Annotated in this window: 15 protein-coding genes; 6 read left to right on the top strand and 9 right to left on the bottom strand. The window is 69.5% G+C overall.

Features of this window, described 5'->3' with window-relative positions:
- Positions 1-93 precede the first annotated feature (93 nt).
- On the top strand, positions 94-1806 hold the full coding sequence (locus VFE28_14730; protein ID HZM17254.1) for an HAD-IIIA family hydrolase: 1713 nt from the start codon (positions 94-96) through the stop codon (positions 1804-1806).
- On the opposite strand, the gene VFE28_14725 is transcribed toward VFE28_14730, so the two are convergent.
- Positions 1796-2647: a ParB N-terminal domain-containing protein gene (locus VFE28_14725; protein ID HZM17253.1), complete on the bottom strand. Its 852-nt coding sequence runs from the start codon at positions 2645-2647 to the stop codon at positions 1796-1798. The two genes, VFE28_14730 and VFE28_14725, sit on opposite strands and share 11 nt — an antisense overlap.
- A gap of 238 nt (positions 2648-2885) precedes the next feature.
- Between VFE28_14725 and VFE28_14720 the strand changes: the two genes are divergently transcribed.
- Positions 2886-3851, top strand: coding sequence for a quinone oxidoreductase (locus VFE28_14720; GenBank protein HZM17252.1), 966 nt, complete (start codon positions 2886-2888; stop codon positions 3849-3851).
- A gap of 11 nt (positions 3852-3862) precedes the next feature.
- Here VFE28_14720 and VFE28_14715 read toward each other — a convergent pair whose 3' ends face one another.
- The 6 genes from VFE28_14715 to VFE28_14690 form a co-directional block, all read right to left on the bottom strand.
- Positions 3863-5191, bottom strand: coding sequence for an amidohydrolase family protein (locus tag VFE28_14715; GenBank protein ID HZM17251.1), 1329 nt, complete (start codon positions 5189-5191; stop codon positions 3863-3865).
- Positions 5188-6675, bottom strand: a complete 1488-nt coding sequence (locus VFE28_14710; protein ID HZM17250.1) for an amidohydrolase — start codon at positions 6673-6675, stop codon at positions 5188-5190. Before VFE28_14710 ends, VFE28_14715 begins: the two co-directional genes overlap by 4 nt.
- Positions 6675-8351 (bottom strand): amidohydrolase family protein, encoded by a 1677-nt coding sequence (locus VFE28_14705; GenBank protein HZM17249.1) that lies wholly within the window; start codon positions 8349-8351, stop codon positions 6675-6677. The genes VFE28_14710 and VFE28_14705 overlap by 1 nt, the downstream gene beginning before the upstream one ends.
- Positions 8352-8476: 125 nt before the next feature.
- Entirely contained in the window at positions 8477-8956 is a 480-nt protein-coding gene (locus VFE28_14700) for an acyltransferase (protein HZM17248.1), read from the bottom strand.
- Between the two features lie 21 nt (positions 8957-8977).
- Positions 8978-9535, bottom strand: a complete 558-nt coding sequence (locus tag VFE28_14695) for a hypothetical protein (GenBank protein ID HZM17247.1) — start codon at positions 9533-9535, stop codon at positions 8978-8980.
- Between the two features lie 92 nt (positions 9536-9627).
- Positions 9628-10932 (bottom strand): lipopolysaccharide biosynthesis protein, encoded by a 1305-nt coding sequence (locus VFE28_14690; protein ID HZM17246.1) that lies wholly within the window; start codon positions 10930-10932, stop codon positions 9628-9630.
- Positions 10933-11053: 121 nt separating this feature from the next.
- On the opposite strand from VFE28_14690, the gene VFE28_14685 reads away from it, so the two are divergent.
- The 4 genes from VFE28_14685 (at position 11054) to VFE28_14670 (ending at position 15089) form a co-directional block, all read left to right on the top strand.
- Complete coding sequence (locus tag VFE28_14685; protein HZM17245.1) at positions 11054-11530, top strand: hypothetical protein; 477 nt, start codon at positions 11054-11056, stop codon at positions 11528-11530.
- A gap of 108 nt (positions 11531-11638) precedes the next feature.
- Complete coding sequence (locus VFE28_14680; protein ID HZM17244.1) at positions 11639-12994, top strand: pitrilysin family protein; 1356 nt, start codon at positions 11639-11641, stop codon at positions 12992-12994.
- Positions 12995-12996: 2 nt separating this feature from the next.
- Positions 12997-14235, top strand: coding sequence for a pitrilysin family protein (locus VFE28_14675; protein HZM17243.1), 1239 nt, complete (start codon positions 12997-12999; stop codon positions 14233-14235).
- 167 nt (positions 14236-14402) lie between these two features.
- A complete protein-coding gene (locus tag VFE28_14670; GenBank protein ID HZM17242.1) occupies positions 14403-15089 on the top strand; it encodes a hypothetical protein in 687 nt (228 codons plus the stop codon).
- 81 nt (positions 15090-15170) lie between these two features.
- On the opposite strand, the gene VFE28_14665 is transcribed toward VFE28_14670, so the two are convergent.
- Together VFE28_14665 and VFE28_14660 are read right to left on the bottom strand one after the other, a co-directional pair.
- Positions 15171-15950 (bottom strand): hypothetical protein, encoded by a 780-nt coding sequence (locus VFE28_14665; protein ID HZM17241.1) that lies wholly within the window; start codon positions 15948-15950, stop codon positions 15171-15173.
- 67 nt (positions 15951-16017) lie between these two features.
- Positions 16018-16476 (bottom strand): type II toxin-antitoxin system HicB family antitoxin, encoded by a 459-nt coding sequence (locus VFE28_14660; protein HZM17240.1) that lies wholly within the window; start codon positions 16474-16476, stop codon positions 16018-16020.
- Between the last annotated feature and the right edge of the window lie 7 nt (positions 16477-16483).

Here is a 16483-nt window from a genome sequence, read left to right as displayed (position 1 = left end):
CGAGTGTCGCCGCCCGCGGCATCGAGCTGCAACCATTCCTTCGCGCGCCGGAGTCGGCAGGTCGCACGCCGACGACGACAGCGCCCCGACTGCATGCCTTACTGCGCCGCCTGTGCTACCTTGCGCGGCATGCCGGAAACCCAGGCGGCACTGCGCCTGCTCTTCGTGAGCTCGCTTCCCCGCTGGGGCGGCCGCGAGCGTTGGATCCTGCAGGCCGCCAGCGGTCTCGTGGCCCGCGGTCACGAGGTGCAGGTGGTGGCGCGTCCAGGCAGCAAGGTGCTGGCCCGTGCCGCCGAAGCCGGTCTGCGGGCCCGGCCGGTGCACACCGACCGGGCTCTGCACCCGCGGACGCTCTTCGCCATGCGCCGGCTGCTCGTGAGCTTCCGTCCCCACGCGGTCTTCGTGCAGCTCGATCGCGAGCTGGCCTCCGTCGTCGTCGGCGCCTGGGGCGGCTGGAAACCACTCCTCTTCCAGAAGCGGGGCGCGCACCGGGCGCACCTCCCGCACTTGCATCGCTCGTTCCTGGCGCGGCGCCTGACACGGACGTTGACCAGCACGGAGTACGCCCGCGCCTGGCTCGCGTCGCAGGCGGGCTTCGCTGCCGACACGGTGCGTGTCGTCCGCGACGGTGTCAGCTTGGATGTGAGCATGCCGAGCGAGGATCGAGCCGTGCTGCGGCGCCAGCTCAAGCTGCCGCGCAAGCCGAAGCTTGTCCTGCACCTGGGAATGCTCGAGCCCGGCAAGGGTCAGGAGACAACGCTGCGCGCCCTGGCGGCCTTGCGCGCTTCGCGCTCCGGGGCCGTGCCCACCGTGGCGTTCATTGGCACGGGTCCGGAGGAGGCAAGGCTCCACGATCTCTGCCACCAGCTCGGCGTGCGCCCGCACGTCGAATGGGTCGGCTTCCGTACCAACGTGAGTAGCTATCTCGCTGCCGCCGAACTCGCCATCGTGCCCACCCACGACGAGGGGCTTTCCTGGACGCTCCTCGAAGCGATGGCGCAGCGGGTTCCGCTCATCGCCACCGCCACCGAGGGCGGCAAGGAGCTGCTGCGGGACGGCGACAACGTCCTGCTCGTGCCGCCGGAGGATCCGGAGGCGCTGGCGGCCGCGATGCTGCGCCTCCTGGAACAGCCGGAGCTGGCCGCGGCTCTGGCGCGGCGCGGTTGGGAAAGCGTCTGCGACGGCTGGAACCTGGAGTCGATGCTCGACGACCTGGAGAGTCTCGTCTTTGCGCACCTGCTGCGACAGCAGGGAGGGCGGTCGCGGGCGGCCTTCTTCGTCGACCGGGACGATACCCTCATTCGCAACGTCCCTTACAACACCGACCCGAACACGGTGGACCTCGTCCCCGGCGCGGCGCGCGCCTTGCCCTGGCTGCGTGAAGCCGGGATCCCGGTGTTCGTGGTGAGCAATCAATCCGGCATCGCACAGGGGTTGCAGAGCGAGGACGAGGTGCGCGCGGTGAACGAGCGGCTGCGCACTTTGCTGCGCGCCGCGGGCGCGGAGGTGCAAGGAATGTACTACTGCCCGCACCATCCCGAGCACACCGGCCCCTGCGACTGCCGCAAGCCAGAGCCCGGCATGCTGCTCCGCGCCGCCCGGGAGCATGGCATCGATCTGGGCGCGAGCCTCATGGTGGGCAATGCGGCCAGGGATCTCGAAGCCGGACGGCGGGCAGGCACCGCTGCCGTGGGCTTCGCCGGCGCCGGCGTGGAGTCCGACCTCGACCCGACGGAGACCTCGTACTCGAGCTGGACCCGCCTGGTCCGGGACTTCTTGCAGCGAAGGTGGGCCGCTACTCGTTGAGGATGAAGACCGCTTCTTCGTAGTAGCGGATGCGCCCTTCCACCTCGAGCTGGTCGAGGAAGCGGGCGAAATGGGCGCTGCGCTCCGCCTCGCTCCCGAGCTCGGTCAAGAAGGCGAGCCCGAGATTCATGGCGAGGGCGCGGCCAGGAACCAGGTGCCGCGTGATCCCGGTGGGGATGAGGATGCGCCGCGTGGCGAGCTCCATCAGTTCGCTCTTGCTGAGCACGGGGAAGAGCACGAGCTGGTGCTCCAGGCTGTCGAAGATGGCGGGCAGGCGCGAGTACTCCGCCAGCTTGATGCGTTCGAGCGCCGTCTTGCCCTCGTAAGCCGCCACCACTTGCTCCAGGATGTGAATCCAATCGCCCACCGAGAAGCCGCTCCCGCCGAGACGCGGGAAGAAAGCCCAGCAGCGCGCCTCGGCGTCGACGAGAACGGCGAAGACGCGGCGCAGCTCGAGCAACGTCCCGACCTCCGCTTGCGTCACCTGCCGCAATTCGACGCCGGGGAGGGCGCGGTACGCCGTGGTCAGATCCAGCGGCTGCCCCTGCAGCAGCATGTGGTGCCAGCCCTTGAGTTGCACCGCCGGATCGCCGTAATCGATGACCTGCACCGGACACTGGGTGTAGCCCAGCTCTTGGAAACTGCCGACGCGATTGGCGCCATCGAGGAGGAGGTAACGCTGTCCATCGAGGGGCGCCACGATGGGCGGGTTGCGGAGCAGCTTCTCCTTGCGGATGCGCTCGAGGAGCCGCAAGGTCCGGTGGCGTTCCGGATGCTCGTGGAACTGGATGTTCCCGATGGGCACGAGCCGCAGGAGCGGCCGGTGCTGCAGGGCGGACATCGGGCCTCCTTGGGGCTCGTGGTTGGCGGGCATTGTAACCCGCACCCTGGGTGGCGTCACCGCGGATCGCAGGCAGCACGGCTCGCAGCCACAGCGGTCTGCCGCCACCTAGGGCTCCCCAGCGCGGAACTCCCGCCGCTCGGGCTGGGGCCCGTGTATGCTCCCCATCCGCGCCGGCCGGCGCTGACCGCGACTCCTTCGAGGCATCGCGCCCGGTGTGGCGTGGACGGGAGGCGAGATGCGAGCCATCCGCGTCAAGACCCATGGCGGGCCCGAAGTTCTCCAGCTCGAAGAGATCCCGGCGCCCACTCCCGCACCGGGACAGGTCCTCGTCCGCATCGAATGCGCCGGGGTCAACTTCATCGACATCTACCATCGATCCGGTGCCTACGGCGGCGAAGTTCCCTTCACGGCGGGTGTGGAGGCCGCGGGCGTGGTGACCGCCGTGGGCGACGGCGTCGCAGCCGTGCAACCGGAGCAACGGGTGGCCTACTGCATGGAGCGCGGCGCCTACGCCGAGTACGCCGTCGTCCCGGTGGCGAAGCTGGTACCGCTGCCCGCGGACATCGACGCCGCCACCGCGGCCACCGCCCTGTTGCAGGGACTGACGGCGCACTTCCTCTCCCACTCCACCTTCGCGCTCGGCCCGGAGCACACGGCGGTGGTGCATGCCGCTGCCGGGGGTGTCGGTGGACTGCTGGTGCAGATGGCGAAGCTGCGTGGCTCTCGCGTCCTCGCCACCGTGTCGAGTCCCGGGAAAGCCGCGCTCGCCATCGCCACCGGGGCCGACCGGGTGGTGCAGTACGAGCACGACGACTTCGTCGCTGCCGTGCGTGACTTCACCGGCGGGAGAGGCGCGGATGTCGTCTACGATGCGGTCGGCCGCGCCACCTTCGAGCGCAGCCTCCAGTGTCTCTGCCGTCGCGGCCTGCTGGTCTTGTACGGACAAGCGAGCGGCGCCGTGCCGCCCGTGGACCCGCAAACCCTCAACGTCATGGGTTCACTCTTCCTCACCCGACCCACCCTCGCCCATCACATGGACGAAGCGGAACGGCGCGGCCGCGTGACCGACCTCTTCGGCTGGATCCGGAGCGGCGCCCTGCAGTTGCGCCTCGACGCGCGCTTCCGCCTCGAGGCCGCCGCCGAGGCACATCGCCGGCTCGAGAGCCGGGCCTCGATGGGAAAAATCCTGCTGGAGATTTGAGCGGGGGTCGCTCAGCGCTGCGCCGCGGCGGGCTCCAGGTTCGCCGCCGGGCGCGGCCGGGCGTGGTACTTCTCGTACAAGCGCGTGTGCCGCGTGTGCAGATCGATCTCGCGACCAGCCATGAAGGCTCGCTTCACCTGGGTGCGGATCTCCAGGGGGTCGCCGTCGGTGACGATGAAGGTGGCTTCTTTCCCTGGCTCCAGCGTCCCCAGTCGATCGGAGACGCCGAGGATCTCGGCGGCGTACTGCGTCACGCCTCGCAACGCTTCTTCCTTGGGCAGGCCGTAGGCCGCTGCCATCGCCGCTTGATAGGGCAAGTTGCGGGCGTGGGCGGCGCTGAAGGCGCTGGCGCCGTAGGAGAAGCAGAAGCGCACCCCCGCCTCGTGCAGTTTCTTGGCGACGGTGAAGGGTTCGTCGTAGGGCTCCCAGCGGCGCGACGGCAGCTCGTGCGTCGGCCCGAGGATGACCGGAATGTGCCGCGCCGCGAGCTCGGGTGCCACACGCCAGACATCGCCATTCGCCAGCAGCACCAGGCGCAGCTTCTCCTCTTCGGTGAATTTGAGAGCGGCGCGGATCTGCAGGATGTCGTCCGCTGCCACCAGCACCGGGATCTTCCCGTCCAGCACGGGCCGCATGGCTTCCCAGCGCGGGTCCCGGTCGTGCACCGGAATCCCCCGGGTGCCCTCGGCGCCCACCGCCTGCACGTAAGCTCGGGCGTCGGCGAAGGCGGCGCGCAGCTCCCGCAGGCGCCCGTCGCGCTGCTCGATCTGCTCTTCCTCCGGGCGCGCGTTGGGTCCTCGCTGCACGCGCATGTCGGGCCAGTTGATCACGAGCCCCACGGGCGAAGCGATGGTCATGTCCTCCCACGTCCAGCCCGAGAGCCGGATGACCGCCGCCGTGCCGGCGATGGTGCCGCCTCGCGGCGCGATCATCGCGCTCAGGATGCCGTTCGCCATGGTGACAGGCAGGATCTCCGACTCCGGATTGATGGCCACCTCGGCGCGCACGTTGGGATTGATGTCCCCCATCTCGCTGATGTCCACCGTACCGGGAACGCTGCTCACCTCGACCAGACCGAGGACGGTGTTGGCATCGAGGAGGGCCGGGTAGACGTGCAGGCCGGCCACGTCCAGGACGGGGGCGCCGGGCGGCGCCGCCAGGCCGCGGCCGAGGGCGGTGATCGTCGTCCCCTCTACGATGAGAGTGCAGTCGGGGATCTCGGGCCCGCTCACCGGATGCACGGTGGCGCCGAGCAGAACGAGATCGGCGGCGGGAAGAGGAACCGCCGAGGCGGCGAGTAGCGCAGCCACGGAAAGACCTGAGAGGAAGGCTCTCTTCATGGTCGCACCTCCTCGGCGGCACAAGAATGGTCGTGCTCCTGGGATTCCAGGTAGGAAGGTCTCCAGTCACCCTTGCCCTTGGCTTCGTCCTTCTTCCGCGCTGCTTCGGCCTTGGTGAGCAGGGTTTCACGCTCCTGCAGCATCGCTTCCCGGGCCTGCAGATCCCGGGCGCGGTCGAAGTAGCGCCGGCCGTCGATCCAGGTCTGCTCGCAGAGCGAGTAGGTGGAGAGCGGATTGCCGTTCCAGAGGACGAAATCGGCGTCCTTCCCCACCTCGAGGGAACCGACGCGGGCGTCGACCCCAAGCTGCTTCGCCGGATTCACGGTGACGAAGCCGAGCGCGTCCGCTTCGGACGTCCCCCCGTACTTCACGGCCTTCGCCGCCTCCCAGTTCAAGCGGCGCGCCAGCTCGGAGCTGTCGGAGTTGAAGGACACCACCACGCCGCGTTCGGCCATGAGAGAGCCGTTGTAGGGGATGGCATCGTAGACCTCGAACTTGTAGGCCCACCAATCGCTGAAGGAAGAGGCACCGGAACCGGCGAGAGCCAGCTCGTCGGCCACTTTGTAGCCCTCGAGCACGTGCTGGAAGGTGGCGACGCGGAAGCCGAACTCCTCCGCTAGGCGGAGCAGCATCAGGATCTCGTCTTGCCGGTAGGAGTGGGCGTGCACCAGACGGCGGCCGCGCAGGATCTCGACGAGGGCATCGAGCTGCAGGTCGCGGCGCGGCGGCACCACGCCCTTCCGGCTCTTGTTCGCCTCGTACTCCTGCCAGGCGCGCTCGTAATCCAGCGCCGCCAGGAAACGCTCGCGGATGACCTGCTCCACCCCCATGCGCGTCTTGGGATAACGATCGGTCGCCGTCGACCAGTTGGCGCGCTTCGGATTCTCGCCCAAGGCGAACTTGATCCCCTGCGGCGCGTCGGCGAAGAGCAAGCCTTGCGGCGGCTCCCCCCAGCGCAGCTTGATGACGGCGTTCTGTCCGCCGATGGCGTTGGCCGAACCGTGGAGCTGGTTGGCGCAGGTGAGACCGCCGGCCAGCTCGCGGTAGAGGGCGATGGAACGGCTGTTGACCACGTCGGCGACGCGCACCTCCGCCGTGCAGGAGTTGGTGAACTCGTTCACGTCGCCCACGATGTCGGAGTGGCTGTGGCAGTCGATGAGGCCAGGGGTGAGGTGTTTCGCGCTCGCCTCGAGCACGACGGCATCCGCCGGAGCCTGCAGGTTCTTGCCGAGGCGCACGATCTTGCCGCCCACGGCGAGAAGGTCGGTGTTCTCCAGGATGCCTTGCGGGCTGCAGGTCCAGACGGTGGCGCCGCGGATGAGGACGGCACGCGGGGCCGGTTCAGGCAGCGGCGGCCAGGCGTTCTCGGCGGCCGTGGCGTCGACCGCCATGGAGGCCACGGCGGCGACAGCCGCAAGCGCTGCGAGCGCCAGGACGCCGACACCGACGCGAGGCGACGGGCGCCCACGAAGCGACAGGCCCATCAGAAGCCTCCTTCCTGCGACGGCTCGGGGCGCTTGGCCTCCAGCGCGTTTTCCTGTCCATCCGGCTGCTTCCAGGTACCGCGCAGCACTTTCTTCTCCGGACGCAGGCGTAAGGTCTCGCCGGCGCTCGACTGCAGCAGCAGTTCCCCCTGCTGCCAGCGGAGGGTCTGCAGCGGCACCTCGCGGCCGTCCGCATCCAGGAGCTTGCCGCGCAAGGTCCACTCGTTGCCCACGAGCTCGAGACGCCATTCCTTGACCGGCTTCTCGCCGCTGCCGGCGAGCACCCGCCAGTTCCCGGCCAGGTCCGCGAAGTCGGTGGGCTTCTCCTCCTGCACCTCGTAGCGATCGCCGTTCACCCAGACCTCGAGTACATGGGTCTTCTCGGCGAAGAGGTCGCCATCGGTGATGGTGAAGCTGGCGAGCTTGCCGCGCTCGATGCTGCCGAGCTGGTCCTCCATGCCGACGAAGCGCGCCGGGACGGTGGTACAAGCGGCCAATGCTGCCGGCTCCGGCAGACCGTTCTCGATGGCGCGAGCGACGCGGGCGCGGAAATCGCTGCGTTTCTCCAGGTCATGGGAGGTGAACGCGAAGGGGATGCCGGCAGCGTGCAGCCGCGCCGCGTTGCTGGGGGCGGCATTCCAATGCCGGAGCACGTCCAGCTCCACGTCCAGTGCCTCGTCGGCGTCGGCGAAAGCGGGTGGCGCAGGGTACTGGAGCGGCAACACCACCGGGAGTCCGGTGGCGCGCACCTGCTCGAGCTGCTGGTACTCCTCGCCGTTCCCCACCAGGACGGCGTGGAGGTCGAACTCCTGGGCGAGGGCGGCGCAGCGCAGCGTGCCGAGCACGTCGGCAGTGAGCATCCACACCGGCATGGAGCCGGAAGGAGGCAGCGCCGCCTCCAGGGCATCGATGGCGAGGTTCGTCTGCGGTCGCTCCATGCCGGCCTGGGCCGCGTCGTACTGCTTCCGCGCTTCCCGCGCCCAGCGGGCATCGAGGAAAGTCTGGCGCACCAGGGCCACGGCGCCCATGAGCGAAGCGGGATACTCGGTGCGGTTGCGTTCCTCCCAACCGCCCGTAGCGAAAGCCACGATCTGCGCCGCATCGGCGCGCAGGATCTGCTCGCGCGGCACCCCTGGCCGGAGCGCCACCACGGCGCTCTGACCGCGGAAGATTCCCTGGCTGGGGACGAGGTGGGCGGTGACGAAGCCGGCCCGGCGCAAGTCCTCTAGCGTCTTCGTGTCGAGACTGAGCTTCTCCGCCATCCGCTCTTCGGCGCGCACCTTGGGGTTCGGATGCCGCACGCCGCTCGCGTCGGTCGGAGCGGGGCGGGCGGGTTCGTCGGCGCCGCGGCGGCCGCGCGGCGGCGGGCTGTCTTTCTTGCCCGCCTCGGGATCGAAGAAGGGTTCGACGAGACCGGCGTACACCGTCCGCCCGCGCAGATCCCAGAGGCGGGCGTCGGCGGGAGGCTGGACGTCGCCCACGGCGCTGATGACACCGTCCCGAACGACCACCGTGGCTTTCGGGAGCACCTTCCCCGGGCCCGTCACGACCCGGGCCCCCACCAGGGCGTGGACGCGTGGAGTGCGATCCTCGAAGGCGGCCGCAGCAGCGCCCCAGAGCGCGAGCAGGCCGAGCGCCAGACAGGCAGCGCGCCTCGGGCCACCGAGCCGCGGCATGGTTTCACCTCGAGGGTGGAGACGGCGATCGCGCCGCCGCAGCGACGTCGGAAACGCGCGCGGAAGCGCAGCAGCCGGGGGATCGCCTTCACTCTAGCCGGGGCGGCGCCGGCGCCGCAAGACCCTTACTCGCTGGCGGTCAAGGGACGGAGCACCCGGCAAGGGTTGCCGGCGGCGACGACGCCGTCGGGGATGTCGCGGGTGACGACGCTGCCGGCGCCGATGATGGTGTTCCGGCCGATGGTCACGTTGGAGAGGATGGTGCAACTGGTGCCGATGGAGGCGCCGGCGCACACCCGGGTGGGCTGCACCGACCAGTCCGCCTCGGTCTGCAGACGGCCGCTGGCGGTGGCGCGGGGATACTTGTCGTTGATGAAGGAGACGTTGTGGCCGATGAAGACGTCGTCCTCGATGGTGACGCCTTCGCAGATGAAGGTGTGGCTCGAGATCTTGCAGTTGCGACCGATGCTCGCGTTCTTCTGGATCTCCACGAAGGAGCCGACCTTGGTGCCGTCACCGATGCTGCAACCGTAGAGGTTGACGAAGGAGAAGATCTTCACGTCCCGGCCCAGCTTCACGTCCGGCGCGATGTTCTGGAAGGTCATGCGGGCTCCCTCTGCCTCGGCTCAGGAGGTGTGCTGGCGCTCGGCATGGGACGCGACCATGAGCTGCAACCGGCGGCAGAGCACCTTCTCCAGCGTGCGCGTGTGCTCGTGATAGGCGATGGCGCCCTCCATGATCAGCTTGCGCGCCAGGTTGTACGGATGGTCCATGGCCACGCCGGTGATCCCGACCCGGAGCCAGGCGCGGCTGGCCTGGTGCTGTCCCAGCGCCACCAGCAGCGGGAAGGTGCGGGGCGAAACGAAGGCCACGATCAGCAGGGGCGAGGCGAGGGCGCGGAGCACGACCGGCCCTTCGGCGACGTCGAACTCTCGCGCTGCGGTCGCCTTCGCTTCCATGCGATAGCGGACCCGAGCGCTCTTGAGGGCGCGGGTGGTGTCGGAGTCGCTCTTTCCGGCGGGAGCAGCGGGGGCGCCACTCTCGGGCCCAGCGTCGGCCCCGGAAGCGGCGGCCAGCGGCTCGACCACGGCGATGAGGCCGGGCGCCCAGCCGGCGAGGGTGCCGCGGAGATCGTAGTGCTCGTTGGCGTCGGGGTCGTCGATGAGAATGGCCGGGGGCTTCACGCTGTCTCCACGGAAAGGCGGCGGGCCGAGTGGAATGCGGACGGGGTCGATGGTAACCACCGGCAGGCGTTCCTTCAAGCTGCCGGCTCGCTTCACGAGAAACGCAGATGGCGCCGTACGAACGCCACCGCATCCCGGGTGCGCCAGGCCACATCGCGCAGGGTGAAACCCAGCTGGCGCTGCAGCGCCACGGTGCGCGCCACCATGCCGAAGACGGCGGCGACCAGCACCGCCAGGGCGGCGCCGCTCGGCCCGTAGTGCGGGATCCAGAGCCATGCCAGCGCGATGCCGAGGATCGTGCCCATCCAGGTGATCGCGAGCAGGCTCCGCAGCCGTCCCAACCCCAACAGAAACGGACTGCCCACGCTGGCGAAGGGCAAGCAGAGCGCGCTCGCGGTGAGGATCCGGAACACCGGGATGCTGTCGGTGTAGCGCGGGCCGTAGAAGAGGGCATACACCTGCGGCGCCAGCAGGAGCAACAAGACCAGCACCGGCAGCAGAGCCAGGTGCAGGAAGCAGACGCTCTTTTCGTAGAGCACGCGCAGGTCGCGGGCACGCCCCGCGGCGTGCAGCTTCGACACCAGCGACATGAGCACCTGGCTGATCGCCTGGGCCAGCATGTTGAAGACGCGGAAGAAGAGCTTCGCCACGTGATACGAGGCCACCGCGCTGGGCTCCATGAGGGCGCCGGCGAGGAGGGCATCGGCCTGCTGGCCCACCGTGGTGCCGAGACCGGTGGCGAACGAGTAGCGCCCGAAACCGGCGAGCCGCGCCACCTGGGCGCGGCCGGGCCGCGCGGCGAGGGCACGCCAGGCGCAGACGACAGACAGGAGCGAGCCGGCGCTGGCGGCGGCGGCCTGGGTCCACTGGATCATGGTCGCCGTCCGCGCCACGCCGGACCAGCGCCAGAACCCGAGAGCGCCGAGGGCCACGGCGTAGTAGGCCGCATCGAGCCAGAACAGCCGCTGCAGGCGCCTCTCCCCTTCCAGCGTCGCGCTCACCGCGTCCCGGGCGCTGCCGACGGCGAGGAGCACCGCGCTCGGCAGCAGCACCGCGGCCAGAGCCGGTTTGGCGAAGAGCCCCGCCCAGAGTTCACGCCCGGCGACGAGACCGAGCGCCACGCCAGCGCTGGCCAGGACGTAGAGCGACGCCCCGGTGGCGGCGACGCGCACCGGTTCGGTGCCCTCGGCCACCACCTTGGTCAGGGGCACGAGAAAGAGGAAGCGCAGCAGCTGCGAAGCGGTGAGGAGGAGAGTGCTGGCGATCGCCTGCAAGCCGAGCTCGCCGGCCGGCAGCACGCGCACCACGAGGAGCATGAAGCCAACGCCGAAGACGAGCGGCAAGCTCTTGTCGAGCACGGCCCAGGACACCTGCCGCCAGTGGCGCTCGAACTGCACCGCCTCACCGCCCGTGGGGCGCCGGAGTGGCGCGGCATGTTCGTGGTTCCCAGGAGCACGGGGGTTCCACTAACCTGTGCGGCGGCGGACGACGCCGTGACCCGACGAAAGGACGAGAGCGATGAAGAAGTGGATCGTGATCGCGGTGGTGATGCTCGCTGGTGCGGCGCAGGCGCAGAGCCAGTACCAGACGGCCTTCGAAGTCGGAGTGGGCTACACCCGGCCGGGTGCCGGGGGGTTCGACATGGTGACCTTGCTGATGCAGGGGGACGATTACCTGGTGGAAACGGGCGTCGGTCTGAAAGCCGACGGCGAGACCCAGTTCAGCTGGCTCATCCGCGGCGCCCTGCGCCCGGCGATGGCGGGCAACACCATCCTGCACGTCGGGGCCGAATACTCCCTGCACACGAACTCGGCGGTCGAGGCTGGGGAGTTGACCTCGTTGTCCACCGTGGGCCTGCTCTTCGGCGCCTCGCACCCGCTGACGGACCACCTCAACTTCGAGGTCCACATCTTTCCCCTGGTGTTCGAGTTCGGCGGCGACGACACGGTGACGCGTTTCCTCACCGCCCAGCTCGGTGCTCACATCTTGTTCTAGCCGTCCGCCAGGCGCCGGCATGATGACCGCGTGCCGGCACCGAACGCAAGCGCCGGACGCCCGAGACCCGGCGCCGAACGCCGAGAGCGGCTCAGCCTGGAGGTGCTCTTGCAACCCCTGTCCCGAGGCGCAGGCGTGCCGCGCGGCAGTGCGCCGGGAGGCGGGCACGGCACGGCGGCGGGGGACGGTCTGCAACGCGCCCGCCTGGGCAACGGTCTCACCGTGCTGGTGCTGCGCAACCCCGCCGTACCCCTCGTCACCATCGAGATGGACGTGAAGAACGGCGCCTATACCGAGACGGAGGAGTTCGACGGCCTGTCGCACCTGTACGAGCACATGTTCTTCAAGGCCAACGCCCGCATCCCGGACCAGGAAGCCTACCTGCGCCGGGCGCGGGAGCTCGGCATGGAGTGGAACGGCACCACCAGCGAGGAGCGGGTGAACTACTTCTTCACCCTGCACCGGCGCAATCTGCGCGCCGGTCTGGAGTTCATGAACGACGCCATCCGCACCCCGCTCTTCCGCGCCGACGAGATGGAGCGGGAGCGGGTCGTCGTCCTCGGGGAATACGACCGGGCCGAAGCGGATCCGGAGTTCCACCTGCACGTGGCGGTGCACAAGCGGCTCTGGCACCACCACTATACACGCAAGAACGTCATCGGCAGCCGCGAGGTGATTGCCACCGCGACGCCGGAGAAGATGCGCACCATCCAGTTGCGCTATTACCTGCCCAACAACAGCGCCCTGCTGGTGGCGGGGGACGTGGAGTTCGACGACGTCTGCGCCCAGGCGGAGGTGGTGTTCGGCGATTGGACGCAGGGACCGGATCCCTTTGTCGCCCATCCCATCCCGGCGCACCCGCCGCTCGAGGTACCGTCCACCGTCGTGGTGGAGAAGCCGGTGCAAGCGGTGACGCTGCTCCGGGCCCAGCACGGTCCCAGCGTGGACGAAGACCGCGTCGCGACCTACGCGGCGGACGTGCTCTCCGCCATCACCGGGCAACGCAACTCCAGATTCTACCGCCGGCTGGTGGACACCGGCCTGTGCGCCAGCGCCGCACTCGGCTATCACACCTTGCGCTATACCGGTCCGCTGCAGGTGCAGCTGCGCACCGAGCCCGAACGCTTCCAGGCGGCGCACGCAGCGCTCCTCGACGAGCTGCAGCACCTCGGCGCGCCCGACGCCTTCACCGACGAGGAGCTGCAGAGCGCCAAGAATCAGCTGGAGGTGGGACACATCTACGAGCGCGAACGCGCCTCGGAGCACGTGCACACCGTCGGTTACTGGTGGGCGGTGGCGGATCTCGACTACCACCAGACCTATGTGGAGCGCGTACGACAGGTGACGCGGGAGGACATCCTGCGCACCGCCCGCCGCTATCTCGTCGACCGTCCCGCGGTGACGGGCGTGCTGCTGGCGCCGGAGATGCGCGCCGCCCTCGGACCCTTGCCGGGGGAATCCTGACCATGGGCGTCGCGGTGTGCCGTCTCGAGGGCGCGGGCATCCCGGTGCTGCTGCGGCAGCACGCGGCGCATCCGGTGGTGGCGCTCCGTCTCTATCTGCGCGGTGGTTCAGCGAGCATCGGCCCGGAGGCGGCGGGCGCCGATCTGCTGCGCGCCCGCGCCGCGCGGCGCGGCACCGAACGCTTTCCCAAGGAGACCTTGAACGCCGAGCTCGCCCGCTTGGGCACCGAGATCGGCTGTCGCACCGACGAAGATCTCACGGTCTTCCATCTGCGCTGCCTGCGCATGCACTTCGAACCTTCCTGGGAGATCTTCGCCGACCTGGTCCTGCGGCCCCTGCTCCAACCCGAAGAGCTCGAGGTGGTGCGCCGACAGATGTTGCTCGGCATCCGCCAACGCCAGGACGATCCCGACGGTCATCTGGGAGATCTGGCGCGAGAGCTGGTCTACACCGGGCACCCTTACGCGCCCCATCCCGAGGGCACTGAGGCGAGCGTCGGGGCTCTCGACGCGGCGGCGCTCCGGGGCCACTTTCGGGGCCGCCTGCTGCGCGCCCGCATGCTCCTCGTCGTGGTGGGCGACGTCGAGGAGTCGACCCTCGTGTCGCGGAGCCACGCCGCTTTCGCGGCTCTGCCTGCCGGCGATGGACCGCTGCCGTCGCCGGCGGCGCTGCGCTTCGCCGGCAGCCGTCTCCGGGTGGCGGCGCGGGAGTTGCCCACCCACTACATCCTGGGACAGTTCGCGGCGCCTTCCCTCGCGGACGCCGCCCATCCCGCCGCCCTGCTGACGCTCTCGGTGCTGCGCGACCGCCTCTTCGAGGAAGTGCGCACCAAGCGCAACCTGAGCTATGCCCCCGGCGCCGGTCTCGGCAGCCTGGCGGCCAATCTGGGGTGGATCTATGTCACCGCGGTGGAGCCGGTGCGGACCCTGGCGGTGATGTTGGACGAGATGCGCCGGCTGCGCGACGAACCCCTGGAAGCGAAGGAGCTGCACGACAAGGTGCAGGTCTACGTCACCCGCTACCATTTGCAAAACGAGACGAACCAGGCGCAGGCAGGCTTCCTGGCCCGCTACGAGCTGCTCGGCGGCGGCTGGGAAAAATCGGAGCAGTTCGTGAGCCGCCTCGAGGCGCTGACACCGGCAGACGTGCAGGAGGCGGCGCGTTCGATGTTCCGCCACATCCAGTACACCTACCTCGGCGACCCTGCACTGGCGGTTGCCTCGGCCTTCGTGGACCCCTGACCAAGGTCCTTCGCGTCGAACCAATACGAGCCAAATCCCCCACCAGCCCACCCTCTCGCCCTTGCAGGCGGCGGTGCGGCTCTCGCGTTCTCTTGCCCCCGTCTTGCAGGCCACGGCGCCGACGCCTATCATTGTGCGAGCCCCCACATGTCCAGCCCGAGGTACACTTGAAAGCCCAGATGTTCATGGTCACGGGCCTTTTGGGTCTCGCCGTCTCGTGGCCCTTCGCGATTGCCGACGCCAGTCAGGTCTTGAGCTTGTTGACGCAGGTGCGCCACGTCTCGGCGAGCGCCACGGTGACGCCAGAACCGCCCGCACCGGAAGAAACGGTCAGCGAAGCGCAGGAAGCACCGGCGTTCGAAACCTTCGACGCCAGCGTCGGCGCGAACCTGGGCGCCGGCGGGCCGCCTCTCGCCACCGGAACCGCCAGCCAGACCTCCACCATCGTGGGCAAGCAAGTGCATGCAGAAGGCCGCGCCGCGGCGAGCGGCGGCTGCAGTACGGTGCCGTCAGCGTGCGGCATCGCTGCAGCGGTCTCGGAGTTCTCCATTCGGTTTCTGGTGCGCGAGGCGACGATGCTGCACTTGCTCGGTCGCGTGGAGAGCGAGGCCGGGGCGCCGCCGCTACGCGTCGCCATCGATGGTCCCGGGGTGACGTTGGTCACCGAAGGCAACGGCGGCAACGAGGACATCGATCTGGAAGCCTTGCTCACTCCCGGGGAGTACGTGCTGGAAGCGCGTGCCGCGGCCCAGTCCGGTGAAGCCGGTTCCTTCCGCTTCGATGCGACCTTCGACGATGCGCTGGTGGGCGTCGAAGGCACCACGTGGAGCCAGCTCAAGCAGCTGTTTCGTTGAGATTGCCGAGCGGCGCGACGTGCGTCGCGCCTCGGACCCGAACCCGCCCACCCATCGAGAGCCGCAGACGAAGCGGCCCGATCAGCGATACAGCGACTTCAACCCGCCCCAAGTGACGGCCTCGGTGTTCACGATCGGGCCGTCGAAGCGGATCTCGAAGCTGTAGCGCGCCAGCCCCACGCCACCCACGGGCTCGGCGCCGCTGCCTTGGCCGCGGGCGTAAGCGCGAGCTTGCAGGACGTAGACTCCCGGTTCCAGAACTCCGGAAGCGAGGAGATCGTCTGCCTGCGTGCAGGCGTCCGGTTGCTCCGGGTTTGTGCGGCAATCGAGCCGCAACGAGCCCACCTCGCCACCGGGGCCGGAGAAGGCGATGCTCCCCGTCGCTTGACCCTCGTTGACGATTTCCTCGATGCTCGGTGCGTCGAGCGGCGGTGCACCCACCGCGAGCGTGGATACTTCCACGTGGCCTGTGAGCGTGTAACCGCTGCGCGCGCGGACGAGGAAATGCACCTCGTAGTTGGACTCCCCGTACGCCCCATGGCCGCCGCCGGACGCCTTCGCGTGCGCTTCCCCAGCCGCCGAGGCATAGTCGTCGTAGAGGCCCGAGCTCTGGCTGGCAGCGCCGTCCGCATGGGCCGGTTCGGGCAGCGATGCCACCTGCAAGCTGCTCGTCCAGTTGCCGAAGCCGGCGACTGCCGCATTGCGCTGCACTGCATCGGCCTGGGCCGAAGTGGAGCGGGAGAGGTCGAAAGCCGAGGTGACCTGGGCGAAAGCAGGCGTGGAGCCGGCTCCCAGGGCAAGTGAGAGCAGCGCAGCCGCGCCGAAACACGGCAGGAAAGACGCGACGGGACGCAGTCGCATGCCAACCAATCCAGGACCTGACGGGGGGCGTAGGCGACACAAGCTTAGGGGCGCGACGCTGCGCTTGTCAATCGTCCCACCGGCGCCAGCCTCGGCGCGGCGGGTCGGAGGCAGAGCGGTGTGAAGACGCGGCACCTTCGCTGCGGGCGGGCTCGCTCGGGCAGCCTGCCGCACCGGAAAGCGAGGCTGGCGTCGCCGGACGTGCCGACGACCAAGGGGAGGCAAGCACCGGCGGGGCGCCGGCAGCGTGCGCGCGGGCCGCGGTGCCGCCGGCAGCGGGAGCAGCAAGGACGGCACTGCGCACCGCTGCGTCTTTTTCCTCAGCGGCGATCACCTCGACGCGGACGTACTCGTCGTCCACGCCGGTGCACGGGCAGTACTCGATGCGGTAGCGGATCTCGTCGCGCAGCTTGGCGAGGGCCTCGTCGCGCCCAGCTGCTCGACTCCAACAGTTGGGGAGGGCTACGGCCGACGCCACCCAGGAACCGTCGGCTTCCTGACGAACGCGTGCCTTGTACTGGGCCATGCGCGCA

The sequence above is a fragment of the Candidatus Krumholzibacteriia bacterium genome (assembly GCA_035649275.1).
In the GTDB taxonomy this organism is placed as follows: Bacteria; Krumholzibacteriota; Krumholzibacteriia.
The sequence above is the reverse complement of the archived record's forward strand: the minus strand, read 5'-3'. Positions and strand labels throughout refer to the sequence as shown.

Coding starts and splice junctions, on each gene's coding strand:
- VFE28_14710 (HZM17250.1), bottom strand. CDS start 6,675: ATGGGCCTGTCGCTTCGTGGGCGCCCGTCGCCTCGCGTCGGTGTCGGC.
- VFE28_14725 (HZM17253.1), bottom strand. CDS start 2,647: ATGTCCGCCCTGCAGCACCGGCCGCTCCTGCGGCTCGTGCCCATCGGG.
- VFE28_14700 (HZM17248.1), bottom strand. CDS start 8,956: ATGACCTTCCAGAACATCGCGCCGGACGTGAAGCTGGGCCGGGACGTG.
- VFE28_14720 (HZM17252.1), top strand. CDS start 2,886: ATGCGAGCCATCCGCGTCAAGACCCATGGCGGGCCCGAAGTTCTCCAG.
- VFE28_14665 (HZM17241.1), bottom strand. CDS start 15,950: ATGCGACTGCGTCCCGTCGCGTCTTTCCTGCCGTGTTTCGGCGCGGCT.
- VFE28_14675 (HZM17243.1), top strand. CDS start 12,997: ATGGGCGTCGCGGTGTGCCGTCTCGAGGGCGCGGGCATCCCGGTGCTG.
- VFE28_14660 (HZM17240.1), bottom strand. CDS start 16,476: ATGGCCCAGTACAAGGCACGCGTTCGTCAGGAAGCCGACGGTTCCTGG.
- VFE28_14730 (HZM17254.1), top strand. CDS start 94: ATGCCTTACTGCGCCGCCTGTGCTACCTTGCGCGGCATGCCGGAAACC.
- VFE28_14715 (HZM17251.1), bottom strand. CDS start 5,191: ATGAAGAGAGCCTTCCTCTCAGGTCTTTCCGTGGCTGCGCTACTCGCC.
- VFE28_14685 (HZM17245.1), top strand. CDS start 11,054: ATGAAGAAGTGGATCGTGATCGCGGTGGTGATGCTCGCTGGTGCGGCG.
- VFE28_14705 (HZM17249.1), bottom strand. CDS start 8,351: ATGCCGCGGCTCGGTGGCCCGAGGCGCGCTGCCTGTCTGGCGCTCGGC.